The organism is Kitasatospora sp. NPDC004531, assembly GCF_053602195.1.
This window is the reverse complement of record NZ_JBSGDD010000051.1, coordinates 1-26,405: the sequence shown is the minus strand read 5'-3', so window position 1 is coordinate 26,405 and position 26,405 is coordinate 1. Positions and strand designations below refer to the sequence as shown.

The following is a 26,405-nucleotide window of genomic DNA, read 5'->3' as shown; positions in this document are numbered from 1 at the left end:
GTGACCTGCGTCGCACCGGCCGGCGGGCTGCCCGTCCGACTGCTGCGTTGCGTGGGGACGTCTGTGCGGGGATGCCTGCGAGGGGGTGCCTGCGAGGGGGTGCCTGCGAGGGGGTGCCTGTGCGGAGATGCGAGAAGGGCCCTGGCCAATTCCCTTGGCCAGGGCCCTTCTTCGATGGGGTGAGCGACGGGACTCGAACCCGCGGCCACCTGGACCACAACCAGGTGCTCTACCAACTGAGCTACGCCCACCATCTGTCCGGTGCTTTCCCGCTTTCGCGTTCCCGCTCCGACAGGAAGAACTCTACAGGATCCCGAGGGGTGCTTGCGCCAGGGTTTCCGCGAGCGCCCGGACCCGAGCCCTGGTCAGGCCGTGGGCACCTGGTGGCGGGCCGCGATCTCCCGAGCGGTGTCCCCGTCCGGGCCGGGCTGCGGGACGAACACCGCCTCGCGGTAGTAGCGGAGTTCGGCGATCGACTCGCGGATGTCCGCCAGCGCGCGGTGGCTGCCGCCCTTCTGCGGGGCGTTGTAGTAGGCGCGCGGGTACCAGCGCCGGGCCAGCTCCTTGATCGAGGAGACGTCCACTATCCGGTAGTGCAGGTGCCCTTCGAGCTCCGGCATGTCCCGGGACAGGAAACCGCGGTCGGTGGCCACCGAGTTGCCGCACAGCGGCGTCCGGCCGGCCTCGGGCACGTGCTCACGGATGTACGCCAGCACCTGCGCCTGCGCCTCGGCCATGGTCAGGCCGTCCGCGAGCTCGTCGAGCAGGCCCGAGGCGGTGTGCATCTCCCGCACCACCTCGGGCATGTTCTCCAGCGCCTCGGCGGGCGGGCGGATGATCACATCCACGCCCTCGCCGAGCACGTTCAGCTCGGAGTCGGTCACCAGGGCGGCGACCTCGATCAGGGCGTCCCGATCGAGGTCGAGGCCGGTCATCTCACAGTCGATCCATACCAAGCGGTCATTCACGCCCCTCACCCTACGGCGCGATCACGCGCCCCCGACACCGCACGCGCCCCGTCCGGGGCGAAGTCCGCCGTCCCGCGCGCCCCGCGCTCCGGCTCGGCCTCCGGGCGGTGCGCCACCCGCTGGCCCCGGGCGCTCGGCTGCTGACCGTCCGCGTCCTCCGCGATCGCGTGCTCCACCGGGCGGTCCGCCCGCTCCGCCCGTTCGACCGGGGCCGAACCGCGCCCGCCCGGGTACGCCGCACTCGGCCGCACCGGCTGGCCGGGCGACGGCTGCGCGTGCGCGTGTGCCGGCGGCGGACCCTGGTGGCCACCCGGGTGCGGAACGCCGGACTGCCCGCCCGGCTGACCCGTGCCGCCACTTCCGGTGGGACGCGCGGCGTACCGCGGATCGCCCGGACGCTCCGGCACTCGCGAACCGAACGCCCCCGCCGGCGGACCGGCCTGCGACGGCACCAGCGGACGCTGCCGGGGCCGCCCCGCCGCACCGTTCGCCGTCGGCGACACCTGGCCGGGCGTCACCCCGGGACTCCCGGACGGACCCTGGAGCTGCTGACCGTGCCCGCCCTGGCCCATCCCCCCGAGGCCCGGCGCCCCCGCCGCGCGCTCGGCGGCCACGCCCGGTGCGGGCGCCGTCGAGGTGCCCGCGGCCGGACGGCGGGCCCGGAAGGTGGTCCGGTACGCGGCCGGCGAGACACCGAGCTGGCGGCGGAAGTGACCGCGCAGCGCCACCGGCGAACGGAAGCCGCAGCGACGCGCGACATCGTCCACCGAGAGGTCGGACGTCTCCAGCAACCGCTGCGCCTGCAGCACCCGCTGGGTGATCAGCCACTGCAGCGGGGCGCTGCCGGTGAGCGTGCGGAAACGGCGGTCGAAGGTGCGGCGCGACATGTAGGCGCGGGCCGCCAGGACCTCGACGTCGAACTGCTGGTTGAGGTTCTCCAACGCCCAGGTGACCACCTCGGCCAGCGGGTCGTTGCCGATCTCTTCAGGTAAAGACTGATCGATGTACTGGGCCTGACCTCCGCCACCGCGCCGGTTGGGCACCACCAGCCTGCGGGCGAGCGCGTTGGCGGCCTCCGCGCCGTGGTCACTGCGGACCACGTGCAGGCAGAGGTCGATGCCCGCCGCGGTGCCCGCGGAGGTCAGCACGTCGACGTCGTCCACGAACAGCTCGCGCGGATCGACGTGCACGCGCGGGTAGCGCTTGGCCAACGTCGGCGCGTACATCCAGTGGGTGGTCGCCGGGCGGCCGTCGAGCAGCCCCGCCGCGGCCAGCACGAAGGCACCGGTGCACAGGCCGATGATCCTGGCCCCCTCGTGGTGCGCCTTGCGCAGGGCGGCGATCGCCTCGACCGGCGGCGGCTGCGAGATCGAACGCCAGGCGGGCACCACGATGGTGCCGGCCCGGGACAGCGCCTCCAGCCCGTACGGCGCGGTGAGGGTCAGGCCGCCGGTGGTGGTCAGCGGCCCCTCCTCGCCGGCGCACACCAGCAGGCGGTAGCGGGGGACTCCGGCGTCCTGGCGGTCCACGCCGAACACCGACAGCGGGATCGAGCTCTCGAAGATCGGCGCCCCGCTGAACAGCAGCACCGCGACCGTCTCGCGCCGCCGCCGCCCCGCCAGCTTCCGGGGCGAACCCAGCACCCCCGGTCCGGCGCCGAGCGCGTCCGCGCCCGAACCCGCGTTCAGGGAAGAGGGGTTGGAGGATCCGGTGCCCGTGCCGGCGCCGGTGCCGGTGGCGAGGCCGCCGTGACCGGCGATGGTGGAGGAGGGCTGCTGGGCGGCGGCCTGGGAGTACTGACTTACCGTCAGTGACCCACCGGCACCGAAGGACTGATGGCCACTCGGGCCGATCCCGACCGAACCCGTCGACGTGCCACCGAACTTGCCGAGTCTCGCGCCGCCACCGGGAAGGCCCGACGGCTGACGGCCGCCTTCAGGACCCGCGTCGCTCCTGCTCACCCTGCTCAAGGCGCTCCAGCCCCCTCGGTGGTGTGGTGGTCTCGGCTGCCGCTCTGCGAGCCAAGATCGAATCTACTTGGTGGACCGTTGCCGTTGTGACAAGTTCACCATCCGACGCTATGTCGACATGGCAATTTGGCGTGAAGCATTCGATCACGAAGCGTGGCACCCGTCGACCCCGCTGTGAAGGGGGCGCGGGCAACCGTGGCTGGTTGTCGCATGACCGGTTCGTGATGTACCCACCAGCGGCGCACCTGTCGCCTGCCGTGTGCTGCGGCTTTGCCGGAACGGCGGCCCCGGTCCGGAAGTTGGCCGAAAACCTACGGTTCAAATCGGGGGCGTGAACCCACGCCCGAAGCGCCGCAGCGCACACCTGAGCCAAGATCCCCGCGCCCCGTCAGCCCCCTGGCCCAACCCGAACCGGCCACCTCCGACCGCTTCCCACCTCACAGTCCGTCACTTCGTACCCTTCATTTCCCGCCGGCCCCACCAGCCCCAAGGGCCCCATCCGCCCCACGGTCACCACCGGCCATTCGCCCCGCCCGACGTCCCGACCGCCGAGCCGGCGGGCGCACATTCGTCCGAATCCCACCCCTCGGGGAGGCGGCCGCACGCGGCCTCGGCGCCGCGCCGTCGGGGGCGGTCTCGGCGCCGGTGTTCAACTGCGCCTGCGGGGAGGTGCGTTGAGGGTTTCCGGGGCGTGCGGCCGGCCGGGTGTGGGGGTGGCTCGGTGCGGGGGTGGCTCGGTCCGACAACTCGCTTCTGAGGGGCGCGGGTTCGTCTGCCCGGCCTCAGCCGGCTGCTGCGGGCAGGACGGCGGGCCGGACGGTGGGCCGGGTCGGGGGCCCCGTGGGCAGCGCGGCGGGCGGCGGTGCGGTGGAGGCGGCGGACGGGGCGAGGGGTCGCAGCGGCACTGCCCGGGCGAACGGCGCGGGCTGCGAGGTGGGCGCCTTCACCCCGCTCGGGCTGGGGGAGGGGGCCAACCTGGAGGCAGGCACCGCGATTCGGGTGCGGGGCGGACGCTTGCGCCCGTTCGTCCCCCCGATGAAGTGCCGGGCGGCGGTGGGACGTTCGGCCGTACCGAGGACCAGGCGCACCGCCTCCGGCAGGTCCGGCGCGCTGACCGTCGGACGGTAGCCGCGCTCGGCCCACGGCCGCCCGTGGTGCAGCCAGACGCTGCGGAGCCCGGTGGCCTCGGCGCCCGCGATGTCGGACGGGCCGTAGTCCCCGACCATCCAGGTCTGCGCGGTCCAGTCACCGGCCGGGCGGAACCCGCAACGGCGGGCGGCCAATTCGAAGATCAGCGGATCCGGCTTGATGCAGCTGGCCTCCTCCGAGATGACCCAGCCGTCCACCATCGCGGCGAGCCCGGTGAGCCGGATCTTCTCCATTTGGGGCAGCGTTCCCCCGTTGCTGACGATCCCCAGCGTCCAACCCGCCTCACGGGCCGCACGTAACGCGCTCGCATGTGAATCCGGGCAATTGATGTGGGAGTTGATACTGCGGCGATAGCGCCCGAGCATCGATTCGAGTGAGTGATCGATGCCGTAGCGACGCTTCGCCGCACCCAGTACGGTGCTTCGCGGCACATAACCACTGCCGTCGAGCATGACCAACCAGTTGAGGTCGTCGGCAGGCAGATCGTTCTCGGCGAGGAATTCCTCCGCCCAGGCCCGGAACGCGGCATCCCTGGGCAGCAAGGTGTTGTCGAGGTCGAGCAGGAGCAGCGGCATGTCGAGCATGCTGCCAGCGGGCACCCCATATGCAGGTGGCAATTGCCAAAGGCGAATCGAATTCCCGCGAATTGGCCGAATCCGGCCGGTACACACCCAACTCGGACCATGATCGCCCGAATCCCCTCTTCTGCGCCCCCCAACTGCGTTGCGCGGCCCCTGTTGACGGTTCGCCCGCACCACCCACGGGCAGGGGCGATCTCTCGCGATGACAGTCGGATCACGTTGTGTGCCTGCCCTGTTGCGCGCACCGCAGGTCGTCGGTCAAGCTCCATGGAACCTGCCGCGGAAGGGGCGCGCACGCCGGCGTGTGATTCCCCCACAAGCGGGAACCTGGTCGTACTGAGGGCTGCACCGCTGGGTGCGGCCCATTCCGCGCCGTACTCTGAAAGGCACAGGTCGCCAACGGTGGTAGTCGTTTCCGAACGGTCAGCCACCTCGGTCGTGCCTCCCCCCGGGCCAAGGCGGTGCGCCGCCGTGTCCCCCTGTGCAGGCCCCTCCCGGTTGAAGAGTTTTGAGCCATGGCTGGTCAAGAGCCTTCCGGTTCTGCCAACGGCAGTTCGCGGGACGACAGGTCCGCTGTCCGACTCCCCGGCACCCCGCCGGAGGCCGATCCGGCACGCCGCCCCGAAGTCGCTGCCTCCGGTGACCCAACTGCCCGGGCCGGTGATCGCGAAAGCCGTGACGGTCGCGAACGCCGTGACGGACGGGAGGCCGACGGGCGGCCCGGCAGCGGCGAGGGAGTGCCTGACCGCTTCGGCCTCTTCGACCGGTCCGACCGCTCCGACCGTCCGGCGAACCCTGACCGCGCCCGCCGCCCGAGTCGGACGCCTTCGGTCGGGCGAGCGGGCGTGTTCGGACGCCCCGCCCGCCGGCGCCGTCCGGACCGGCCGGTGCCCGGCGCTCCACCCCACCCCACCCCTGCCACTCCCGGCACGGCGGCGGACCCTGCCGCCGCCCCACGACCCGGCACTGCGGAGGACGCGATGACCGACAGTTCCCGTCCGACCGTCGGCCGCCGCGACGGCGAAGGCGAACCGCAGCTCCAGGAGCACGGCTCACGCGCCTGTGACCCGAAGTTCCAGCACGGCGTGGTGGTCGGCTTCGACGGCTCCCTCTCCAGCGAACGCGCCCTCGCCTACGCCGTCGGCATGGCCCGCCGCTCCCAGTGCGGACTGGTGATCGTCCACGTCGCCAACCGCCTCCCCGCCACCGTCTGGGCCGGCTGCGAGCCGCCGGTCTTCGTGGACCTCCCCGACCAGCGCACCGAGATCCTCGGCCTCGAACTCGCCTGCGCCGACTTCCTCTCCGGCGTCCCCTGGATCCTGGTCGAACGGGGCGGGGACATCTGCCACGAGATCGAAGAGGTCGGCCGCGAGTACGCCGCGGACGCCATCGTGGTCGGCAGCACCCATGGGCTGCTCGGAAAGATCTTCGGTTCGGTCTCCGGCCGCCTCGCCCGCCGCGCGAACCGCCCGGTCATCGTGATCCCTTGACCGGCCCGTGCGCTCACGCCGCTGCTTGCAGCCTTGAGTTCGCAGCCCCGAGTCCGGCGCTCCGACTGTGCCGCGCTGCATGGCGGATCATGGCCGAATGCGGGTGGGAGGAACTGGCCATCCACGAGTGGACCGGCGCGCGGCGGCGGCCGTCCGGCAGCCGGATACAGCCGAACGAGTCGTTCCGGCGCTGCGCTGTGCGTCAGATCAGCTGCCGCTCCGGGGCGTGGTGAACCATTCGTAGGTGATCCCCTGTCATATCGGCCTACAGGCTGCCGGACGGCCCGCTCCGGCGCCTGCTGCCCGCCGTCCCATGTCGCCCTTACTCGGGGCCGCGCTGCTGGTGCCGACGGTCCTCGGTGCCTGGCCCATGGAACCCGATGCCACCCGGGGCGGGGAGACGCGGGACGTGCTGACGCTCAGCGTCAGCACCAACACCAGCACCGACCTGAGCGTGCGGCTCCGCGCCGACGAGGTGGCCAACCGGACGTATCACCTCACCAACCACGCCGAGTACCAGCTCACCGCCGTCGTGCTGAGCGATCCCCAACTGCCGGGCGGCCAGGCCCAGTGCGACGCCGGCCGAAGCATCCCGCCGGGTGGCAGCCTCGACTGCACCGCCTCCTTCACGGCCGTCGGCGGATCCCGGACCACCCAGATCGTTGCCACCGCAGAAGCCCCCGGCCAACTCCCGCAGGCCCATGCCACCGCCTCTGCCGGCTACTTGGGCATCACCGCAGGCCTTGGCCTCAGCCGACTGGGAGCCCCCACGGGCACGGGCGTGGCGCGCAGCCTCCGGACACTGCCGGAGCTCCCGTCGGCCCCCGCTGCCGCTGCCGCCGCCGCTTCCGTTGGCGGGCGTGCGGTGCCGCGAGCACTGACCGCAGTCGGCGGAACCGTTGAACTCCGGTACCGCCTGGAGGCGTTCGGGGACGTCCCGATCACCGACATCTCCGTGGTCGAAGGGCTCCCCGACATCGGAACGGTGACCTGCTCCGGCCCCGATGGCGGCCACACCCTCTCTCCCGGGCAGAGCGTCGACTGCCAGGCCGACGGCACGGCCCTCCCCGGCCACCAGACCGGGACGGCGCGCGCCGACGGCCTGGCGGACGACGCGACCGTCGCCCCCGACGGCACCCTGCAAGCGCCGCGTCACGTCTCCGCCGAGGCGCCCGGAGCCTACGACGGCCTCAGCCCCGCCCCTCCCGCCACCGCACCGACGGCACCACCTGCGCCCGGCGAAGGGACCGTTCCCGCTCCGGGCCCCGCCCCGGGCGCGGGCGTCGGTGCAGGCGCAGGAGCAGGAGCAGGAGCAGGAGCGGGTGCCGCTGCGGCCCCCGGAGCCGCGCCAGCTCCTGGAGCTGCCGCACCTGGGGCCGGAGGGGCCGCAGGGGTCGGGGCTGCTGCGGGTGCGGCGGCCGCAGCGGCGGCCGGAACAGCGGCAGGAGCAGCAGCCGGGGCGGCGGCAGGAGCAGCGGCGGCAGCTGCGGTCCCGCTCCCTGTCCCCGTTCCGGCGGGCGGGGCAGCTGCTGCGGCCGCACCCGGGCAGCCCGCAGCCGCCGCCCCCGCAGGCCAGGTGCTGGCGCCGTTCCTGCCTGGGGCGGCGCCGGCGCCGCTCCCCGGTGGTACGGCCTTCGCGTTGCCGGCCTCGCCCTTTGCGGCCCCGGGAACCACTGGAGCATCAACTGGGCCTGGCGGCACCGCCATTGGGGCCGGGCCGGCGAACCCAGGCACGGGGCGGACGACCGGTGGGGCGGCAGCGCTCGGTCCGACTCCGGGCCCCACTGCCGGACGGAGCGAGGGGCCGGGTGCGGGGGCGAGTCCCGGGGCGGGGACGTCGTCCGGGAGCCCATCGTCGGGCGGGCAGGCGCAGGGCGAGCCCGGGAGCGAGGACTGGGCACCGGACGAAGGGGAGGAGGACACGTGGGACGTCACCGAAGTGATGCTGCTGCTGTTGGCGATTCTCCTTCCTGTGCTGTGCGTGCTGGCAGCGGCGTTCTCCGTCCGGGGCCGTGGCCGGGGGCAGCGGTGAGAGGGCACAGCGAGGTGGCCCGACCGGTCGGCGGCGAGTCCGTAACCGGCCGGGTGGTGTCCCGGGACGTCGATGGCGCAACTGTTGTCGAGTCAAGGAACGAGGCAGCGCGGGTGTGCGCGCTTGCTGCTCGACCGTTGTCGGTGGCCGACAGCGGGCACGGTTCGACGCCGGAGGTCCGGGGCGGCGGGAACGGGCGGCGGCGATGCTGATCGTCGCAATCGCAGCCGTGTCGGGCGCGGCGCTGGCGCTGGTGATCGGGCTGCTGCTGGGGCAGACCAAGCGGTCGCGGGAGGGGTCCACGACACCGCAGGCGCTCTCTTTTGCCGGGGCGGCGATCCTCGGCTTCTTCGCGCTCTTCCTGGGCTTCAGCGTCGCCGGCACCTGGCAGCAGCTGAACTCGGCCCGCCAGCACACCTACGAGGAGTCACGGGCCCTCGCGGAGGCCTACTGGAACGCCGGTGGCCTGCCGGCCGCCGACCGAGTGCTGGTGCGCGACCGGCTGCGGAACTACACCAAGGTGGTGATCGACGACGAATGGGCGGCGATGCAGCACGACACCGGGAGCCAGGCCGCGTGGCGTGCGGTCGACGAGGTACGGGCCGCAGTCGATCACGCCGCGGTGCAGAGCACGGCGGAGACCAGTGCGCGGACCGATGTGCTGCGCAGCCTGTCCGACGTCAACGCCAAGCGGAACGCGCGACTGGGTGATATTCGTGCGTCCGTGCCGGTGGTGGCGATCGGTGGTCTGCTGGTGGGCGCGGTGTTCGTCCTGGCCACTCCGTCGGTGATCGGGTTGACGGCCAACACGCGCAATCTCGTGCTGATGTGCTTCGTGGGTGCCTCCGTGGCATTCGGGGTGAGCATGGTGGCGGTGATGAGCGGGCCGTTCTCCGGCGCGGTGCGGGTCCAGCCGACTGCGTTCCGATTGGCGTTGGAGCGCTACGACCAGATCGACACCGACGCCAGGACGTCGGCTCTGCCGCTGTTTCAGCCGTGACCGGCGGAGTGGACCTGCGGGTGCGGCCGGACGCGGTGGTCCGGACACTCCTGCAGGTACCGGGCCGTCGGCAGGGCTGTGTCAGTGCGTGGAGTTCAGGAGTTCACGCCGAGCTCGCGAGCGATCAGCATGCGCTGGACCTCGGAAGTGCCCTCGCCGATCTCCAGGATCTTGCAGTCGCGCCAGAAGCGGGCGACCGGGTACTCGTTCATGAAGCCGTAGCCACCGTGGATCTGGGTCGCCTCACGCGCGTTGTCGACCGCAGCCTCGGAGGCGTACAGCTTGGCAATGGCTGCCTCCTTCTTGAAGGGCTCGGAGTGCAGCAGCCGGGAGGCGGCGTCCCGCCAGGCCAGGCGGGAGGTGTGTGCGCGCATCTCCATGTCGGCGAGCTTGAACTGGATGACCTGGTTGGCGCCGATCGGCCGGCCGAAGGCGCGGCGAGTGGCGGCGTAGGACAGTGACTGGTCGACGCACCCCTGGGCCAGGCCGGTGGCCAGGGCCGCGATGGCGATGCGGCCCTCGTCGAGGATGCGAAGGAACTGGGCGTAGCCGCGACCCCGGCGACCAAGCAGGTTGGCCGCGGGAACCCGGCAGTCGGAGAAGGAGAGTTCGCGGGTGTCGGAGGCGTTCCACCCGACCTTCGAGTACTTCTTCGACACCTGGAACCCGGGAGTTCCAGTGGGGACGATAATGGAGGAGATTTCCCTCGTGGGCGACTGATTTACGCCCTCATCACTCGAATGTGTGATCGGTTCGGTCAGTGCGGTGACGGTCACCAGCCCGGTGATATCGGTTCCGGAATTGGTGATGAAGCATTTGCTGCCGTTGATCACCCACTCGTCGGTGGCCTCGTCGTAGCGCGCCGTGGTGCGGGTTCCGCCGGCGTCCGTGCCGCCTTCGGGCTCGGTCAGGCCGAACGCGCCCAGCATCTGGCCGGACGTCAACTTCGGCAGCCACTCGCGCTTCTGCTCCTCGGTGCCGAAGAGGTGGATCGGCATGGCGCCGAGCGAGACCGCGGCCTCCAGGGTGATCGCGACCGAGGAGTCGACCCGGGCCAGTTCTTCCAGGGCCAGGCAGAGCGCGAAATAGTCGCCGCCCATGCCGCCGTACTCCTCGGGGAAGGGTAGTCCGAACAGGCCCATCCGTCCCATTTCCCGAATAATTTCGTACGGGAATTCGTTCTGTTCGTAGTATTCGCCGATCTTCGGCGCCACCACGTCGTTGGCAAACTCCGCGACGGTGCGGCGGAGTTCCTCGTAGTCACTGCTCAGCCGGTGGTCGAGCACGGTGATCCTCCCGGGATCAGGGCCTGGTGGGCCGGGTGGGGGTTGTGGAGTCGGAGATCAGGCCGTGGGCCCGAGCAGGGCGCGGACGGTCCGCGAGGGGCTGGGGCGACCGAGTTGACCTGCCATCCAGCCGCTGGTGGCGGCGAGCGCCGCCAGGTCGACGCCGGTCTCGATGCCCAGGCCGTGCAGCATCCAGACCAGGTCCTCGGTGGCCAGGTTGCCGGTCGCGCTCTTGGCGTACGGGCAGCCGCCGAGGCCGCCGGCGGAGGCGTCCACCACTGTCACGCCGGAGCGGAGCGCGGCCAGCGTGTTGGCCAGCGCCTGCCCGTACGTGTCGTGGAAGTGCACCGCGACCTGGTCGACCGGTGCACCGGATCGAGTGAATTCCTCGATCAGTGCCTTGACCTGGCCGGGTGTCGCGACGCCGATGGTGTCGCCGAGGCTCAGCTCGGTGCAGCCCATCTCCAGCAGCGTCAGGCCGTGCCGGACCACCTGGGCGATCGGGACGGGCCCCTCCCACGGGTCGCCGAAGCACATCGACAGGTAGCCGCGCACCGGGAGGCCGGCCGCCGTGGCGCGCTCGACCACCGGTCGGAACATGGCCATCGCCTCGTCCGCCGAGCGGTTGAGGTTGCGCCGGGCGAACGTCTCGGTGGCGCTGGCGAACACCGCGACCTCGCCGGCGTGGTGGGCCAGAGCCCGGTCCAGCCCGCGCTCGTTGGGGACCAGGACGGGCAGGCGCAGGCCCGGGTACCGTGCGGGCAGCTCGGCCAGTCGCGGCAGCAGCTCCTCGGCATCGGCCAGCTGCGGCACCCACTTGGGGTGGACGAAGCTGGTGGCTTCCACGGTGCGCAGCCCGGCGGCGGCGAGGCGGGTGATGAACTCCGCCTTGACCTCGACGGGGACGAGGCTGCTCTCGTTCTGCAGTCCGTCGCGGGCGCCGACCTCGTGGATGCGCACTCGGGCAGGGAGGTCGGGATCGCGCACCGGGTCCGGCAGGCCGAGTGCCAGCACGGTCGGTTCGGGCGCGGTTCGGTCGGACGTGGCGGTCATCGTGCGGCCTCCGACAGTTCCGCGGTGGTGCCGGGCTCCGTGCCGGTGGTGGTGCCGGCTTCCGTGCCGGTGCCGGCAGCGGCTTCCTCCTCGTCGGGGGCGACCGCCACCAGGGGCTCGTCCATCGCGACGGTCGCGCCGGCGGAGACCCGCAGGTCCTCGACGGTGCCGTCGTGCGGCGCGGAGATGACGTGCTCCATCTTCATGGCCTCCAGGACGAGCAGGGCCTGTCCGCGGCGGACCCGCTCGCCGGCCTCGACCTTGACCACGGTGACGGTGCCGGGCATCGGCGCGGTGAGGGTGCCGTGGTGGACGGCGCCGGCGGCGGCACGCTCGGCGATTGCGTCGAACGGGTGAACGGCCCAGGCGTCTCCGTCGGTGCCGAGCCAGTGCGTGACGCCCTCCGCGGTGCGCTCCTCGGCGACCGTGAAAGTGGCCTGCAGGCCGTCAACCGCAAGGCGGAGCAGGCTTCCGGCCAGCGTGGCGCGGACCTTCCGGACCGGGCCGTCGTCGAGCCGGACCTCCCACTCGGGAGACTTCGCGGTGGAAAAACCGATAGCGCTCTCGAATTCACTGCTGGTAGTCATTTGGCAACGCACCGCGACCGGCTCGTGTCCGGCGAGCCGCAGTCGGTGCGTGGTCCAGGCAGCCTCGCCGCCAAGTCGCCACCCCGAGGGGAGGGAGAAGGGATCGGCCCAGCCGTCGGAGGCGTCGGCGCGGCCGAGTCCGAGCTGTCGCACCATCGCGGCGGCGAAGTGGAGCAGGTCGATCGTGTCGGGTCGGGTGTACGGGGAGCTCAGCAGGGAGGGGTCCTGCTGGGCACTGCGCTCCACCAGGCCGGTGTCGAGCCGGCCTGCCGTCACCTCGGGCTGAGCCAGCAGTCGGCGCAGGTAGCCGGTGTTGGTGGTGACGCCCAGGATGCGGGTCTCGGCCAGTGCGGCCCGCAGCCGACGGATCGCGGTCGGGCGGTCGGGCCCGTACGCGATCACCTTGGCGAGCATCGGGTCGTACAGGCTGCCGATCCGGTCGCCGGGTGCGATTCCGGAGTCCACCCGGATGCCCTCGCCCGAGGGTTCGTCCAGCAGCAGTACCTCACCGCCGGTGGGCAGGAAGTCCCGTTCCGGGTCCTCGGCGCAGATGCGGGCCTCGATCGCGTGGCCCTGGAAGGAGATGTCGGACTGTGTGAACGACAGGCGCTCGCCCGCGGCGACGCGCAGCTGCCACTCGACCAGGTCGAGCCGCTGCGGGCCTTCGGGGCCGTCGATCGCGACGGCCAGTTCGGTGACGGGGTGTTCCACCTGGAGGCGGGTGTTCATCTCCATGAAGAAGAAGTCGAGGACGTCGTCCGCGTCGGGCCCCGCCGGGTTCCCGCCGGGAACGATGAACTCGACCGTGCCGGCGCCGGTGTAGCCACAGGCTTCGGCGGCACGCACCGCGGCCGCGCCCATCGCGGCCCGGGTCCGGGCATTCAACAGAACGGAAGGAGCCTCTTCGATGAGCTTCTGATGGCGGCGCTGGAGACTGCACTCCCGCTCGCCGAGGTGAACGGTCCGGCCGTGGGTGTCGGCCAGGACCTGCACCTCGATGTGGCGCGGCTGGTCCACCCAGCGCTCCAGCAGCAGGGTGTCGTCGCCGAACGCGGTGCGGGCCACCCGGCGGGCGGCGGCGAGCTCGGCGGGCAGCTCGGCCGGGTCGCGAACCAGGCGCATGCCCTTGCCGCCGCCGCCGGCCGAGGGCTTGAGCAGCACCGGGTAGCCGATTCGGGCCGCCGCCTCGATCAGCTGCTCGTCGCTGGGCGCGCCGTCCTCGCTTCCGGGGACGACGGGCACCCCGGCGGCCCGGACGGCCTCCTTGGCGTTGATCTTGTCGCCCATCAGCTCCACCGCAGCCGGCGGTGGGCCGATGAAGACCAGCCCGGCCTGCGTGCAGGCCTCGGCGAAGGCGGGGTTCTCGGCGAGGAACCCGTAGCCGGGGTGGACGGCCTGCGCGCCGGTCCGGCGGGCGGCGTCGAGGATCAGGTCGCTCCGCAGATAGGTCTCGGCGGCCGAGCTGTCGCTCCGGTCGGCGGGCCCGAGGCGGACGGCCAGATCCGCGGCCCGGACATGCGGGGCGTCCGCGTCCGCGTCGCTGTGCACGGCGACCGAGCGCACGCCCAGCCGTCGCAGGGTGCGGATCACCCGCAGCGCGATCTCGCCGCGGTTGGCGACGAGCACGGTGTCGAACATGGAGGTGTGCCTCCGTTGCGAGAAGAACGGGTGAGCGAGTTGACGATGCATCAGAAGCGGTGACCGGCCATTGGCTCGGCCCTCCGGCAGGGCGTCACATTCGGAAGACCCCGAACGGGCGGGGTTCGGCGAGCGGGGCGTTGGCGCAGGCGGTGAGCGCCAGGCCGAGCACGGTGCGGGTCTGCATGGGGTCGATCACGCCGTCGTCCCACAGCCGGGCCGTGGCGTAGTAGGCGTTGCCCTGGCGCTCGTACTGCTCGCGGACCGGGCGCTTGAACTCGTCCTCGGCCTCGGCCGGCCAGTCCTCGCCCCGGGCCTCGAACTGGTCGCGCCGAACCGTGGCGAGCACGGAGGCCGCCTGCTCCCCGCCCATGACGGAGATCTTCGCGTTCGGCCACATCCACAGGAAGCGAGGAGAGTAGGCCCGGCCGCACATCGAGTAGTTGCCCGCGCCGTACGAGCCGCCGATCACCACCGTCAGCTTCGGTACCCGGGTGCAGGCCACCGCGTTGACCATCTTGGCGCCGTGCTTGGCGATGCCTCCGGCCTCGTACTGGCGGCCCACCATGAAGCCCGTGATGTTCTGCAGGAAGAGGAGGGGGATGCCCCGCTGGTCGCACAACTCGATGAAGTGCGCTCCCTTGAGCGCGGACTCGGCGAACAGCACACCGTTGTTGGCGACGATGCCGACCGGATGCCCGTGAATGCGGGCGAAGCCGGTCACCAGCGTGCTGCCGTACTCGGCCTTGAACTCGGCGAAGCGGCTGCCGTCGACCAGGCGGGCGATCACCTCGCGCACGTCATAAGGGGTGCGCGGGTCCACCGGCACCGCGCCGTACAGTCCGGCCGGGTCGACCGCGGGCGGCTCGACCGGAGCGAGGGGCCAGGGCTTGGCGGCGCGCGGGCCGAGCCCGGCCACGATGGTGCGGACGATGGAGAGTGCGTGCGCGTCGTCCTCGGCCAGGTGGTCCGTCACGCCGGAGGTGCGCGAGTGCAGGTCGCCGCCGCCGAGTTCCTCGGCGGTCACCACCTCGCCGGTGGCGGCCTTCACCAGCGGCGGGCCGCCGAGGAAGATGGTGCCCTGGTTGCGGACGATCACCGCCTCGTCGCTCATCGCCGGAACGTAGGCGCCGCCGGCGGTGCACGAGCCGAGCACCGCCGCGATCTGCGGGATCCCGGCGGCGGACAGGCGTGCCTGGTTGTAGAAGATCCGGCCGAAGTGGTCGCGGTCCGGGAACACCTCGTCCTGCATCGGCAGGAAGGCGCCGCCGGAGTCGACCAGGTAGATGCAGGGCAGCCGGTTCTCCAGGGCCACCTCCTGCGCACGCAGGTGCTTCTTCACCGTCATCGGGTAGTAGGTGCCGCCCTTGACGGTGGCGTCGTTCGCCACCACCAGGACCTCGCGACCGGCGACCCGTCCGATGCCGGCGATGACACCGGCGGCGGGGGCGGCCCCGTCGTACAGGCCGTCGGCCGCCAGGGGGGCCAGCTCAAGGAAGGGCGAGCCGGGGTCGAGCAGGGTGTCCACCCGGTCCCGGGGCAGGAGTTTGCCGCGAGCGGTGTGCCGGGCCCGCGCCTTCTCGCCGCCGCCGAGGGCGGCTGCCGCGAGCTTCTGGCGCAGTTCGGCGACCAGGGCCCGGTGGGCCTGGGCGTTGGCGAGCCCGGCGGGGGAGGCCGGGTCGACGGCGCTCTCCAGCCGGGGCGCCGGTGCGGCAGCCGCGTCGAACAGCGGCGCCGGCGGCATGGCGGCGTGGTGCGGCGAAGTCGGAGACCACGATGAGGTCGGTGCCGAAGAGGGGACCATCCCAAGAGCTCCCTTGCCCTCGGATTCGGATCCGGGCAGGCCGAAGGGCGAGCCGGCCAGCCCGTGTTAATGAGCGTTAACTCTGCCGCCAGGTTAACCAGCGATAACCCGACTGTCTACGATGGGCAGCATGCCCAACCGCCCTGCCGCCCCCGTGCTCCCACGCCGTGACCAGATCCGGAAGGAGGCCGCCAGGCTGTTCGCCGCCCGCGGCTTCCTCGGCGTCGGCGTGGACGAGATCGGCAAGGCGGTCGGCATCAGCGGACCGGGCCTCTATCGGCACTTCGCGGGCAAGGACGCGATGCTCGCCGACCTGCTGGTGGGCATCAGCGAGCGCCTGCTGGAGGAGGGGCGTCGCCGGGTCGGTGCGGCCGCCGGGCCGCAGGCCGCGCTGGACTCCCTGATCGACGGGCACATCGACTTCGCCCTGGACGACCGGGACTTGATCATCCTGCACGACCGCGAGCTGCTCCACCTGAAGGAGGAGGACCGCCGCCGGGTCCGTCGGCTGCAGCGCGGATACGTCGAGCTGTGGGTCACGGTGGTGCGCGAGGCCTTCGCCGCGCTGGCCGCGGCCGAGGCGGAGCCGGTCGCCCGGGCCGCCGTGCACGCGGTCTTCGGCCTGCTGAACTCCACCCCGCACAGCGCCGCGCCGCAGGCCGCTCCGGCGGACCTCGCCGCCGAGCGGACCGGTTTGACCCGCGAAGCCATGGCCGCGCTGCTGCGCGCGCTGGCCCAGGGTGCGTTCGTGGCAGCCGCCGCCTCGGCCGTGGAGCCCCGCTCGGCCGGTTGACCTGCGGATTTACCGACAGGTCCAGGGCCTGGCCGGAGGCTGGCCGCACCCCCGCCTAGGACGATCGGACGACCCGGATGCAGCCGACCGTAGGAGGCGCACCACCGCGTGCCGCGGGCAGGCTGTAGATGGGAAGGAAGCTCGGCCCCGGGTCGTTCAGCCTCCTATGCGCCTGTCGAATTCGATGGACGCTCATCCGGCCGAATGGTTAGCATCACTAAATATGCCCGAGACTCATGGTTTCCCAGAGCAAGGCTGGCTCCGCCGGCTCGGCGGCTACTGCTGGCGCTACCGTCGCAACCTGTTGCTGTCCTTCGGTGCGTCGCTCGTCGGCATGGCGATCACCGCCACCGTCCCGCTCATCACCAAGCTGATCATCGACGACGTGATCAGCACGCACCGCCGCCCGCTCACCCCGTGGGCGGTGCTGCTGCTGGTCGCGGCCGCCGCGGTGTTCCTGTGCACCCAGGTCCGCCGCTACTACGGCGGGCAGCTGGCGCTGGACGTCCAGCACGACATGCGAGCCGACCTGTTCCGCTCGCTGACCAGGCTCGACGGGCACCGCCAGGACCGGCTGGACACCGGCCAGGTGGTCGGCCGCGCCACCTCCGACCTGCAGCTGGTCAGCGGGCTGCTGGCGATGATTCCGATGATGACGGGCTACGCCCTGATGTTCGGCATGTCGATGGTGGTCATGCTCTGGCTGTCGGTGCCGCTCACCCTGATCGCACTGGTGATGACGCCGGCCCTGTGGTGGCTGTCCACACTCAGCCGCAAGCGCCTCTTCCCCGCCACCTGGGCCGCCCAGCAGCAGGCCGCCGCGGTCGCCGGCGTGGTGGATGCCGCGGTCGGCGGCGTCCGGGTGGTCAAGGGCTTCGGCCAGGAGTCCCAGGAGCGCGGCAAGCTGGAGCGGGCCTCGCGCGAACTGTTCGCCGCCCGGCTCCGCTCGATCCGGCTGAACGCGCGCTACACCCCGGCGATGCAGGCCGTCCCCGCGCTCGGGCAGGTCGCGGTGCTCGCGGCAGGCGGCTGGCTGGCCGTCCGGGGTGATGTCACCCTCGGTACCTTCGTCGCCTTCTCCACCTACCTGGCGCAGATGACCGGCCCGGTCCGGATGCTCGCCGTGGTGATCACCGTCGCCCAGCAGACCCGCGCCGGCGTCGAACGGGTCGTGGAGCTGATCGACCAGCGCCCGCTGGTCGCCGACGCACCCGGCGCGCGGCCGCTCGACCCGGACGCGGCCCCGGCCGGGACGCCCGCGCTGGAGCTCGACAAGGTCGGGTTCCACTACCGGGAGGAGGAGCACCCCGTGCCGGGCAGCGTCCCCGACGGCGTTCCGGTGCTGGACGGCCTCAGCCTGCGGATCGCACCGGGAGAGACGCTGGCCCTGGTCGGCGCGTCCGGCTCCGGGAAGTCGACCGTCGCCCAGCTGGTGCCCCGCTTCTACGACCCCACATCCGGCAGCGTCCGACTGTTCGGGCAGGACCTCCGCGAGGCCACCCTCGACTCGGTGCGCGCCGCCATCGGCATCGTGCCCGAGGAGAGCTTCCTGTTCTCCGACACCGTCCGCACCAACATCGCCTACGGCCACCCGGAGGCCACCGAGGAGCAGATCCTTGCCGCCGCCCGGATCGCCCAGGCCGACGGCTTCATCCGGGAGCTCCCGGACGGCTACGACACCAAGGTCGGCGAGCAGGGCCTGACCCTCTCCGGTGGCCAGCGCCAGCGCATCGCCCTGGCCCGGGCCATCCTCACCGACCCGCGCGTGCTGCTGCTGGACGACGCGACCTCCGCGGTCGACCCGCAGATCGAGGCGGAGATCCACGACGCCCTGGACAGCGTGATGGCCGGCCGCACCACCCTGCTGATCGCGCACCGCCGCTCCACCCTGCAACTCGCCGACCGCATCGCCGTCCTGGACGCCGGCCGGCTGATCGACATCGGCACCCACGAGGAACTCACCGCCCGATGTCCGCGCTACCGGTCGCTGATCACCGACCCGGACGCCCTGGCCGCCCCCGCTGCCGAGCCGGTGCAGGACGAGGCGCCCGAGAAGCAGGGCGACGCCGCGCCGGTCGCCGAGAAGCCCGCGGCCGACGCCGAGCTGCTCGCCAAGGTGGCCGCCCTGCCGCCCGCGGTCGACACCCCGGACATCCCGGTGGTGCAGGCCGAGACGGCGGATCCCAAGTTCAGCCTGGCCCGGCTGCTCGTCCCGTTCCGCCGCCCGCTGCTGCTCGCGCTGCTGCTGGTCGCCCTGGACACCGCGGCCGGCCTGACCCTGCCGGTGCTGATCCGGAAGGGCATCGACGACGGTGTCAGCAAGGCCGCCATCGGCGGCGTCGCGGTCGCCGCTCTGCTGGCACTCGCCGTCGTCCTGCTCGACTGGCTGGTGCAGGCGACGGAGAGCATGATCTCCGGGCGCACCGGCGAGCGCGTCCTCTACACCCTGCGGCTGAAGATCTTCGCCCACCTCAACCGCCTCGGCCTCGACTACTACGAGCGCGAGCTGAGCGGCCGGATCATGACCCGCATGACGACGGACGTGGACTCCATATCCTCGTTCCTGCAGACCGGCGTGGTCACCGCGGTGGTCAGCCTGTTCACCTTCTTCGGCATCTTCGTGGCCCTCGTCGTGATCGACCCCGGCCTCGCCCTGGTGGTGCTCACGGTGCTGCCGTTGCTGGTCGTCGCCACCCTGGTGTTCCGCAAGAAGTCCGCCCAGCAGTACCAGATTTCCCGCGACCTGATCAGCACCGTCAACGCCGATCTGCAGGAGAACGTCGCCGGCATGCGGATCGTCCAGGCCTTCCGCCGCCAGGACGCCAACGCCGACCGGTTCGTGGAACGCGGCCTCGCCTACCGGCACGCCCGGGTCAAGGCCCAGCTGTACATCTCGCTGTACTTCCCGTTCGTGCAGTTCCTGTCCAGCGTCGCCTCCGCGCTGGTCCTGATCGCGGGCGCCTCGCGGGTCGACCACGGCACGCTGACCATCGGCGCCCTGGTCGCCTACCTGCTGTACATCGACCTGTTCTTCGCACCGGTCAACCAGCTCTCGCAGATCTTCGACGGCTACCAGCAGGCGGCCGTCGGCCTCGGCCGCATCCGCGAGCTCCTGCGCACCCCCACCAGCACCCCCCAGGCCGAACAGCCCGTTCCGGTCGGGGCGCTGCGGGGCGAGATCGCCTTCGAGGACGTGAGCTTCGCCTACAACGGCGGAGGCGAGGGCAATCGGGACGTGCTGTCCGGCATCGACCTGCACATACCGGCAGGTCAGACCGTCGCACTGGTCGGGGAGACCGGGGCCGGCAAGTCCACCCTGGTCAAGCTGGTCGCCCGGTTCTACGACGCCACCGGCGGCACCCTGCGGGTCGACGGCACCGACCTGACCAGCTACGACCTGGAGGGCTACCGGCATCGGCTGGGCGTTGTCCCGCAGGAGGCCTACCTGTTCGCCGGGACGGTCCGTGACGCCATCGCGTACGGCCGCCCGGGGGCGAGCGACGCCGAGGTCGAAGCCGCGGCCAAGGCGGTCGGCGCGCACGACATGATCACTCGCCTGACCGGCGGCTACCAGCACACCGTCGCCGCCCGAGGCCGCAACCTCTCCGCAGGCCAGCGCCAACTCATCGCCCTCGCCCGGGCCGAACTGGTCGACCCCGACATCCTGCTCCTCGACGAGGCCACCGCCGCCCTCGACCTCGCCACCGAAGCAGCCGTCAACCACGCCGCCGACCGGCTCAGCGGCGGACGCACCACCCTGGTCATCGCGCACCGGCTCACCACCGCCGAACGCGCCGACCGGGTCATCGTCCTCGACCACGGACGAATAGTGGAGGACGGCACCCACGCCGAGCTCCTCGACCGCGACGGCGCCTACGCCAAGCTGTGGAACGCCTTCATCGCGGAGGGGCACCCGGCCCCGGTCGCCGGCTGATCATCCGGCGGCGCCCCGGGCCAGACACACCGCCGAGCCCGGGGCGTTGGTCGGCACCGAAGCCGACCGCTCAGGCCCGGCCGGGGCGTGCGGCGTCCAGCAGCGCCCGGAACAGCGCCTCGGCGTCCACCCCGGACGGCAACTCACTGACCTGGCCGTCACCGACCTCCACCACCCGCCAACCGCCGTCGGCACCGCCGCCCTCGGCCAGTCGCGCCAGGTCGGTGGTGACGAAGCGGCACCCCAGCTCCCGCACCAGCGGGCGGACGGCGGACAGGTCGGGCTCGACCCGGCTCGCCGGGCAGTCGGGGTGCGGCCCGATCAGCACGGGCTCGCCGTCCAGCCACCAGACCCTGGCCTCCTCCGCCCGGCCGTCCGCCGTCCGCGCGAAGGACTCGAAGCGGCGAAGCACCAGCCCGCCCGCGAGGAACTCGCCCTGCAGCTCGGTGAAGCGCGCCGCCACGCCCTCCAGTGCGTCGAGATCGGCCAACTCCGGCACGTAGCAGGCCTCGTGCCATTCGTGCTTGCGGGACTTGACGTAGTCCTTCACCACCGCGGGGCCGCGGCCGCCCAGTTCGGCGGCGGCCGCCGCCAGCGCGGGGCGGTCCCAGGAAGTGCCGGGGAGCCAACGGCTGGCGGGCGTCAGGGGCTCGAACGTCCGGTACCAGCCGGGCAGTTCATGGGCGGTGGCGTACTCGCCCGGCCCGGTCAGCAGCGCGCAGCCCCGGTCGGTCAGGGCCTCGGCCAGCGCGGCGTACCGGGCGACGGGGATCATCCAGCCCCGGTACCAGAGCGGCCCCGACCCGGCGGGGACGCGTCGGACGGCGGCCTCGATGTTGCCGGCCAGCAGGGCGTCGTGATCGAGCAGCGCCGGGCTGCCTCCGGCCGCCCGGACCAGTCCGGCCTCCCAGGCGAAGTGCGGGTCCGTCCGACGGGGGAGCAGCGGGTCGGAGGGAAGGATGACGGTGGGGTCGACCATGGGGCTCAGATTAGGTCCACCGATCGGTGGATGGGCCGTCCTTGACCGGGCGTTGACCAGGCATTCTGCGCCGCGCGCCGGCGAAGGGCCCGTTGCGGTGACCGAAAACCCGATCGACAGTCGGGCGGTTGCGCTGCCAGGCTTCCCGTGTGCGATGGATCACAGGGCGTCGGAAGTCCAAAGGTGAACGGCTACCCCGTCGAGCGGCGCGAACGGTGGTGCTCTCGCCGGAGGGCGAGGTGTTCCTGTTCCGGTCGGACAACTCCGAGACAGGGGTGCACTGGAACGCTCCGGGCGGCGGGCTGGAGCCAGGTGAGACGCCTGCCGAGGGCGCGCTCCGCGAGTTGCGCGAGGAAACCGGCTGGACCGACCTCCGGCCCGGCGACCTCCTCTGCACCTGGGAGCACGACTTCACCTGGCACGGCACACCGGTGCGCCAGCACGAGCACATCTTCCTGGCCCGCGGCCCGCGCCGTGAACCCGGAGACGTGGCAGCGGTCCACCGCACCGACGGCATCCTCGGGTGGCGTTGGTGGACGCCCGCCGAACTGGCCGCGCCGGACGCCGATCCGCTCTGGCCACCGAACCTGCCGGCCCTGCTCGACCGGCTCCGCGCCGCGGAGCCCGGCCCCATCGTCCCCGTCCACCTCGGCTACGTGCCCAACAGCCCAGTAGAACCGCTTAGTTGACGGCGATCTCGGCCGGCCGTACACCCAGGCCGCGCCGAACCCGGCAACCAGCAGAGAGAGGAGCCGCCCGTCCAGGCCGCCCGAATCCGCGCCCGCACGTGCGGCCGTACCCGCCCCGGTGCCCGCAAGCACAGGCGTGACCGTCACCGACGCTGAGCGAGCCCGATCAGCGGACCTGACGCCGACCCCTCCGGCGTCCGCGAGCCGCCGGGACTTCGGCCTGCCAGTCGCGCAGCCCCAGTTCGCGGTCGTGCACCGCCTCCGGGTTGATCACCACCGACAGCAGGGCGGAGCGCAGTTCCTCCGGGTTCATTCCGGTCGAGCGCTGCAACTGCTCGGTGGGGACCGACACCGCGATGGCCGGCCGCCACTCCGGCAGCACCACCTGGCAGGTCCCGGGGCCGAACCGCAGCAACTGGGCGGCCACCCGGCGCTCCGCGACCCGGGCCACGCCGGGGCCGGCACTGTCGATCAGCGCGGGCGACCCGCCGATCAGCACACCCATCGGCACGCCCACGGGGACGGCCGGCGTGCTCTCCGCCCCGTCGGCGACCGGCCCGTTCGCCGACGTGCCACCGAACGGTGCCGGTGCGGGCGGAACGGCCCGTACCTGGCTCAGGCGTCGCGAAGGCGTCGGCCGACGTGGCGGCCGCACGCGTCCCGCCATCGCGCCCGCGCCCCAGCCCCCGGCCGACCAGCTCACAGACCCAGGAGTGCCCATCGCCCCACTCGCCACCAAGCGCTCGGCAGGGGAGTCGCCGCGCCCGCCCGGGGCTCTGTGTCCGTCCGCATCGGCGTCCGAGCATCCGCTCGGATCCGAGCCGGACGGCGCCGAGTCGCGCCCTCGGCCGACCCCGGTGCCGGGGGCCGTCGAACTCGCGCTCGCCGCAGGGTGATTGGCGTCCGCGTCCGGCCGGTTCGGCGCGTTCTGGTCGAGCGAGGTCATGGCTGCACACCCTCCGGATTCTCGGCTCGCCCGATCCTGCACCAACAGTGCGTGCCGGGCCAAGGGACGTGGGTACACAGCCTGGCGGTTCCCCGCGCTCCGGGCGGGAAATCCGTTCGTCGGTCCGGGCCGCCGCGTTATGGTGAGCGCATGTCTCTCATGTCATGCCAGTGCTGGTGGCCGTCCTAGGACGGCCGATCCCCACGCATGACTCCAGGGCCGTCCGTACGGGCGGCCCCGGCGCGATCATCTCCGACGGACCCGGGCCCGTCCCGGCGGGCGGTCACCACCGCAACCGAGGAGAACTCCCGCCATGACCGCCCCCGCAGACACCGCGCCCGGCACCGCCAACCCGCTGATCGCCGCCAGCGCCGACGGCCACCACCGCATCCTCACCGGTGACCGCCCGACCGGCCCACTGCACCTCGGCCACTACTTCGGCACCCTCCGGAACAGGGTCCAACTCCAGTCCCGGGGAATCGAATTGATGATCGTGATCGCCGACTACCAGGTGATCACCGACCGCGACCGGGCCGAACGGATCGCCGAGCACGCCGAGAACCTGGTCCTCGACTACCTGGCCGCCGGCGTCGACCCGGACCGGACCACGATCTTCACGCACAGCGCCGTCCCCGCGCTCAACCAGCTGATGCTGCCGTTCCTCAGCCTGATCAGCGTCGCCGAACTCTCCCGCAACCCCACCGTCAAGGACGAGATCGCCCACTCCCGGCAGGCCGCCGTCAGCGGGCTGATGTTCACCTACCCCGTCCACCAGGCCGCCGACCTGCTGTTCTGCAAGGCAGACCTGGTCCCCGTCGGCCAGGACCAACTGCCGCACCTGGAAACCACCCGCACCATCGCCCGCCGCTTCAACGACCGCTACACCCCGCTGTTCCCCGAACCCCAGGCCCTGCTCTCCGAGGCCCCGCTGCTCCTCGGCACCGACGGCGGCAAGATGAGCAAGAGCCGGGGCAACGCCATCACCCTCGGCGCCGATGAGGACGAGACCGCCCGACTGCTGCGCGGTGCCGTCACCGACAACGACCGGCACATCAGCTACGACCCCCAGAACCGCCCGGGCGTCTCCAACCTGGTGACGCTGATCGCCCTCTGCCAGGGCCGTGACCCGCACGCCGTGGCCGAGGAGATCGGCTCCGGCGGAGCCGCCCGACTCAAGCGCACCGCCACCGAGGCCGTCAACGAGTACCTCCGCCCCCTGCGCACCCGCCGCGCCGAACTGGCCGCCGACCGCGCACTGCTGCGCGACGTCCTGCACACCGGCAACGCCCGTGCCAACGCCATCGCCGACCGCACCCTCACCGAGGTCCGCAGCGCGATGGGCACCTTCTGACCCCGAGGCACCGCACGCGTCCCCCGGCCGGGATGGAGAGTTCACGGCCGGGGGATACCGTCAGCAGGCAGACCATCCGCCGGCCCGCACGCCGCGCCCCACTGCCGGTCGTCCCGCTCGCACTCCCCACCACGAAGGAGTCAGCCGATGTCGCTGCGCCCGCTCCGTCCCGGTGACCGCGTCGCCCTCGTCGCCCCCAGCGGCGCGGTCGACCCCGCACAGCTCGGCCGGGGGACGGAGATACTCCGGTCCTGGGGTCTGGAGGTGACCATCCTCCCGCACGTCCACGACACCCACCCCACGCTGCCGCACCTCGCCGGCGCCGACGCCCACCGTGCCGCCGACCTGCAGGCCGCCTGGCTCGACCCCGACATCGCCGCCGTCCTCTGCGTGCGCGGCGGCTTCGGCGCGCACCGGATGGTCGACCTGCTCGACTGGGACGCGATGCGGGCCGTCCCGCCGAAGCTCCTGATCGGGTTCAGCGACATCACCGTCCTGCACGAAGCCGTCGCCCAGCAGCTCGGCGTCCCCACTCTCTACGGTCCGATGCCCGGCGCCGGCGTCTTCAGCACCGACGCCCCGACCGCCGAGCACCTGCGCCGCACCCTCTTCGAACCGGCCGGCACCACCGTCCTCGCCGGCCCCGCCGCCGCGACCCTGCTGCCCGGACGCGCCCACGGCGTACTGATGGGCGGCTGCGCCTCGCTGCTCGCCGCCGACCGCGGCACCCCCGGCGCCCGTCCGTCCTTCGCGGGCGGCCTGCTGATCCTTGAGGACGTCAACGAGCAGCCCTACCAACTCGATCGCATCCTCACCCAACTGCGACGGAGCGGAGCCCTGGAAGGTGTGGCGGGAGTGGTGCTCGGTTCCTGGGAGCTGTGCGGCCCGCTCGACGGCGTCCGCGCCGTGATGCTCGACCACTTCGGCGACCTGGGCGTCCCGGTCGTCTGGGAGCTCGGCTTCGGCCACGCCCCGTCCTCGCTCACCGTTCCGCTCGGCGTCGCCGCCACGCTGGACGCCGACGCGGCCACGCTCACCCTCGACGCACCCGTTCTCACCGCCGCCGCCGATGCGTAGGGTGCCGACCATGCACGTCGAAGGCGCACCCGTCACGGACACTCCCACCACCCGACCCGCCGACGAGCGGACGTCCGCCTCGGCCGCAGTGGCCCGCGCGTTCGGCCTGCTCCGCGGCCCCGGCAGCGGAACCGGCCGGGTGCTCCTCGGCCTGGCCGGCCCGCCCGCCGCCGGAAAGTCCACCCTCGCCCGCCTCCTGATCGACCGGATCAACCAGCACGAGGGCCCCGACACCGCCGCCTACCTCCCACTGGACGGCTTCCACCTCTCCAACACCCAGCTCGACCGCCTCGACCTGCGACCCCGCAAGGGCGCCCCCGAGACCTTCGACGCCCTCGGCTACCTCGCCCTCGTGCAGCGCGTCGCCGCCGACCGCTTCCACGACATCTACGTGCCCGACTTCGACCGCACGCTGGACGAGCCCGTCGCCGCCCGCCACCTGATCCGCCCCCGCACCCGCCTGGTCGTCACCGAAGGCAACTACCTCGCGTCGTCAGCCGCCCCCTGGACCGACGCCCGCGCCCTGCTGCGCGAACTCTGGTACGTCGACGCCGACCACACCGCCCGGGACACCCGCCTGCTCGCCCGCCACACCGCCGGCGGCCAGGACCACGCGACCGCCCGCCGACGCATCGACAGCAACGACCGGCCCAACGCCGCATACGTGGAGAGCACCCGGGCGGCCTGCGACTGGGTCGTCCCGGCAGACGCGTTTGCACCCGTCCACCGATCGGCGTAGTGTTGACTAGTCGCTCGGCAGGGAGCACCGGACACGTGTCTACGCGGACGGTCCCGGGGCGGCCAATCCCTTGAGAACCACTCAGTTGATCCGTGACGGGTCGCGTCCTTTTCGCGTCTCCGTTCGTATTTGCTGTGCGTGTTTTCGGAGATTGCGGCGGATTCGCTTTTCGGAGCGAGGATCGGCTAGAGTTTGAAACGTCGGACGGGCCGTCAGGCCGGGAAGACGAACAGCAAGTCGGATTGAAACTCCGGAAAACGGAGCGGAAAACATCTGATAAGCTGGAAACACGAAAGAACGAAGCGCCCGGAGGGCTGGTCGGAAGGCCGCTCGAAGGAA

At 72.3% G+C, this 26,405-nt stretch carries 17 protein-coding genes, 1 tRNA gene and 1 pseudogene; 9 read left to right on the top strand and 10 right to left on the bottom strand.

The annotated features are described in order from the left end of the window. Window positions 1-175: 175 nt before the first annotated feature. The 4 genes and pseudogenes from ACWEMJ_RS20775 to ACWEMJ_RS20760 form a co-directional block, all read right to left on the bottom strand. Window positions 176-251 (bottom strand) — tRNA-His (locus tag ACWEMJ_RS20775). A gap of 114 nt (window positions 252-365) precedes the next feature. Further along, window positions 366-968, bottom strand: a complete 603-nt coding sequence (gene orn / locus ACWEMJ_RS20770) for an oligoribonuclease (RefSeq protein WP_452138551.1) — start codon at window positions 966-968, stop codon at window positions 366-368. 650 nt (window positions 969-1,618) lie between these two features. Next, a pseudogene (locus ACWEMJ_RS20765) lies at window positions 1,619-2,611 on the bottom strand (helix-turn-helix domain-containing protein); the annotation flags it as partial. Window positions 2,612-3,720: 1,109 nt separating this feature from the next. Then, window positions 3,721-4,662 (bottom strand): HAD family hydrolase, encoded by a 942-nt coding sequence (locus tag ACWEMJ_RS20760; protein WP_452138550.1) that lies wholly within the window; start codon window positions 4,660-4,662, stop codon window positions 3,721-3,723. A gap of 986 nt (window positions 4,663-5,648) precedes the next feature. Here ACWEMJ_RS20760 and ACWEMJ_RS20755 point away from each other — a divergent pair. The 3 genes from ACWEMJ_RS20755 to ACWEMJ_RS20745 all read left to right on the top strand — a co-directional run bounded on the left by ACWEMJ_RS20755 (window position 5,649) and on the right by ACWEMJ_RS20745 (window position 9,190). Further along, window positions 5,649-6,158, top strand: coding sequence for a universal stress protein (locus ACWEMJ_RS20755; protein WP_452138549.1), 510 nt, complete (start codon window positions 5,649-5,651; stop codon window positions 6,156-6,158). A gap of 313 nt (window positions 6,159-6,471) precedes the next feature. Then, window positions 6,472-8,190, top strand: coding sequence for a DUF7507 domain-containing protein (locus ACWEMJ_RS20750; RefSeq protein ID WP_452138548.1), 1,719 nt, complete (start codon window positions 6,472-6,474; stop codon window positions 8,188-8,190). Window positions 8,191-8,395: 205 nt separating this feature from the next. After that, window positions 8,396-9,190 carry a bestrophin-like domain gene (locus ACWEMJ_RS20745; RefSeq protein WP_452138547.1) on the top strand — a complete coding sequence of 265 codons (795 nt, stop codon included), beginning with the start codon at window positions 8,396-8,398 and terminating at the stop codon, window positions 9,188-9,190. 95 nt (window positions 9,191-9,285) lie between these two features. On the opposite strand, the gene ACWEMJ_RS20740 is transcribed toward ACWEMJ_RS20745, so the two are convergent. From ACWEMJ_RS20740 to ACWEMJ_RS20725, 4 genes are all read right to left on the bottom strand, one after another. Then, complete coding sequence (locus ACWEMJ_RS20740) at window positions 9,286-10,476, bottom strand: acyl-CoA dehydrogenase family protein (RefSeq protein ID WP_452138546.1); 1,191 nt, start codon at window positions 10,474-10,476, stop codon at window positions 9,286-9,288. A 57-nt stretch (window positions 10,477-10,533) separates the two neighbouring features. Further along, entirely contained in the window at window positions 10,534-11,529 is a 996-nt protein-coding gene (locus tag ACWEMJ_RS20735) for a hydroxymethylglutaryl-CoA lyase (protein ID WP_452138545.1), read from the bottom strand. Then, the gene (locus tag ACWEMJ_RS20730) at window positions 11,526-13,754 is read right to left on the bottom strand and encodes an ATP-binding protein (RefSeq protein WP_452138544.1); all 2,229 of its coding nucleotides are present in this window, start codon (window positions 13,752-13,754) and stop codon (window positions 11,526-11,528) included. Before ACWEMJ_RS20730 ends, ACWEMJ_RS20735 begins: the two co-directional genes overlap by 4 nt. Before the next feature lie 94 nt (window positions 13,755-13,848). Beyond that, the gene (locus ACWEMJ_RS20725; RefSeq protein WP_452138543.1) at window positions 13,849-15,498 is read right to left on the bottom strand and encodes a carboxyl transferase domain-containing protein; all 1,650 of its coding nucleotides are present in this window, start codon (window positions 15,496-15,498) and stop codon (window positions 13,849-13,851) included. Window positions 15,499-15,688: 190 nt separating this feature from the next. On the opposite strand from ACWEMJ_RS20725, the gene ACWEMJ_RS20720 reads away from it, so the two are divergent. Then, window positions 15,689-16,351, top strand: coding sequence for a TetR/AcrR family transcriptional regulator (locus tag ACWEMJ_RS20720; RefSeq protein WP_452138542.1), 663 nt, complete (start codon window positions 15,689-15,691; stop codon window positions 16,349-16,351). A gap of 223 nt (window positions 16,352-16,574) precedes the next feature. Then, a complete protein-coding gene (locus ACWEMJ_RS20715; RefSeq protein WP_452138541.1) occupies window positions 16,575-20,285 on the top strand; it encodes an ABC transporter ATP-binding protein in 3,711 nt (1,236 codons plus the stop codon). 70 nt (window positions 20,286-20,355) lie between these two features. Here the strand turns inward: ACWEMJ_RS20715 and ACWEMJ_RS20710 are convergent, their stop codons facing one another. Next, window positions 20,356-21,264 (bottom strand): ATP-grasp domain-containing protein, encoded by a 909-nt coding sequence (locus ACWEMJ_RS20710; RefSeq protein ID WP_452138540.1) that lies wholly within the window; start codon window positions 21,262-21,264, stop codon window positions 20,356-20,358. Window positions 21,265-21,479: 215 nt separating this feature from the next. Between ACWEMJ_RS20710 and ACWEMJ_RS20705 the strand changes: the two genes are divergently transcribed. Continuing rightward, window positions 21,480-21,953 carry an NUDIX hydrolase gene (locus ACWEMJ_RS20705; protein ID WP_452138539.1) on the top strand — a complete coding sequence of 158 codons (474 nt, stop codon included), beginning with the start codon at window positions 21,480-21,482 and terminating at the stop codon, window positions 21,951-21,953. A 166-nt stretch (window positions 21,954-22,119) separates the two neighbouring features. On the opposite strand, the gene ACWEMJ_RS20700 is transcribed toward ACWEMJ_RS20705, so the two are convergent. Continuing rightward, window positions 22,120-22,458, bottom strand: coding sequence for a hypothetical protein (locus tag ACWEMJ_RS20700; protein ID WP_452138538.1), 339 nt, complete (start codon window positions 22,456-22,458; stop codon window positions 22,120-22,122). 754 nt (window positions 22,459-23,212) lie between these two features. Between ACWEMJ_RS20700 and trpS the strand changes: the two genes are divergently transcribed. From trpS to ACWEMJ_RS20685, 3 genes are all read left to right on the top strand, one after another. After that, window positions 23,213-24,250, top strand: a complete 1,038-nt coding sequence (trpS, locus tag ACWEMJ_RS20695) for a tryptophan--tRNA ligase (protein ID WP_452138537.1) — start codon at window positions 23,213-23,215, stop codon at window positions 24,248-24,250. 147 nt (window positions 24,251-24,397) lie between these two features. Further along, window positions 24,398-25,327 (top strand): S66 peptidase family protein, encoded by a 930-nt coding sequence (locus ACWEMJ_RS20690; RefSeq protein WP_452138536.1) that lies wholly within the window; start codon window positions 24,398-24,400, stop codon window positions 25,325-25,327. Between the two features lie 10 nt (window positions 25,328-25,337). Beyond that, window positions 25,338-26,066: a nucleoside/nucleotide kinase family protein gene (locus tag ACWEMJ_RS20685; RefSeq protein ID WP_452138535.1), complete on the top strand. Its 729-nt coding sequence runs from the start codon at window positions 25,338-25,340 to the stop codon at window positions 26,064-26,066. Window positions 26,067-26,405: the final 339 nt, after the last annotated feature.

What these genes read in the sequence shown, in the direction of transcription:
- ACWEMJ_RS20760 (WP_452138550.1), bottom strand. Translation starts at nt 4,662, where the DNA reads ATGCCGCTGCTCCTGCTCGACCTCGACAACACCTTGCTGCCCAGGGAT.
- ACWEMJ_RS20755 (WP_452138549.1), top strand. Translation starts at nt 5,649, where the DNA reads ATGACCGACAGTTCCCGTCCGACCGTCGGCCGCCGCGACGGCGAAGGC.
- ACWEMJ_RS20750 (WP_452138548.1), top strand. Translation starts at nt 6,472, where the DNA reads ATGTCGCCCTTACTCGGGGCCGCGCTGCTGGTGCCGACGGTCCTCGGT.
- ACWEMJ_RS20745 (WP_452138547.1), top strand. Translation starts at nt 8,396, where the DNA reads ATGCTGATCGTCGCAATCGCAGCCGTGTCGGGCGCGGCGCTGGCGCTG.
- ACWEMJ_RS20735 (WP_452138545.1), bottom strand. Translation starts at nt 11,529, where the DNA reads ATGACCGCCACGTCCGACCGAACCGCGCCCGAACCGACCGTGCTGGCA.
- ACWEMJ_RS20730 (WP_452138544.1), bottom strand. Translation starts at nt 13,754, where the DNA reads ATGTTCGACACCGTGCTCGTCGCCAACCGCGGCGAGATCGCGCTGCGG.
- ACWEMJ_RS20725 (WP_452138543.1), bottom strand. Translation starts at nt 15,498, where the DNA reads ATGCCGCCGGCGCCGCTGTTCGACGCGGCTGCCGCACCGGCGCCCCGG.
- ACWEMJ_RS20720 (WP_452138542.1), top strand. Translation starts at nt 15,689, where the DNA reads ATGCCCAACCGCCCTGCCGCCCCCGTGCTCCCACGCCGTGACCAGATC.
- ACWEMJ_RS20715 (WP_452138541.1), top strand. Translation starts at nt 16,575, where the DNA reads ATGCCCGAGACTCATGGTTTCCCAGAGCAAGGCTGGCTCCGCCGGCTC.
- ACWEMJ_RS20710 (WP_452138540.1), bottom strand. Translation starts at nt 21,264, where the DNA reads ATGGTCGACCCCACCGTCATCCTTCCCTCCGACCCGCTGCTCCCCCGT.
- ACWEMJ_RS20700 (WP_452138538.1), bottom strand. Translation starts at nt 22,458, where the DNA reads ATGGGTGTGCTGATCGGCGGGTCGCCCGCGCTGATCGACAGTGCCGGC.
- trpS (WP_452138537.1), top strand. Translation starts at nt 23,213, where the DNA reads ATGACCGCCCCCGCAGACACCGCGCCCGGCACCGCCAACCCGCTGATC.
- ACWEMJ_RS20690 (WP_452138536.1), top strand. Translation starts at nt 24,398, where the DNA reads ATGTCGCTGCGCCCGCTCCGTCCCGGTGACCGCGTCGCCCTCGTCGCC.
- ACWEMJ_RS20685 (WP_452138535.1), top strand. Translation starts at nt 25,338, where the DNA reads ATGCACGTCGAAGGCGCACCCGTCACGGACACTCCCACCACCCGACCC.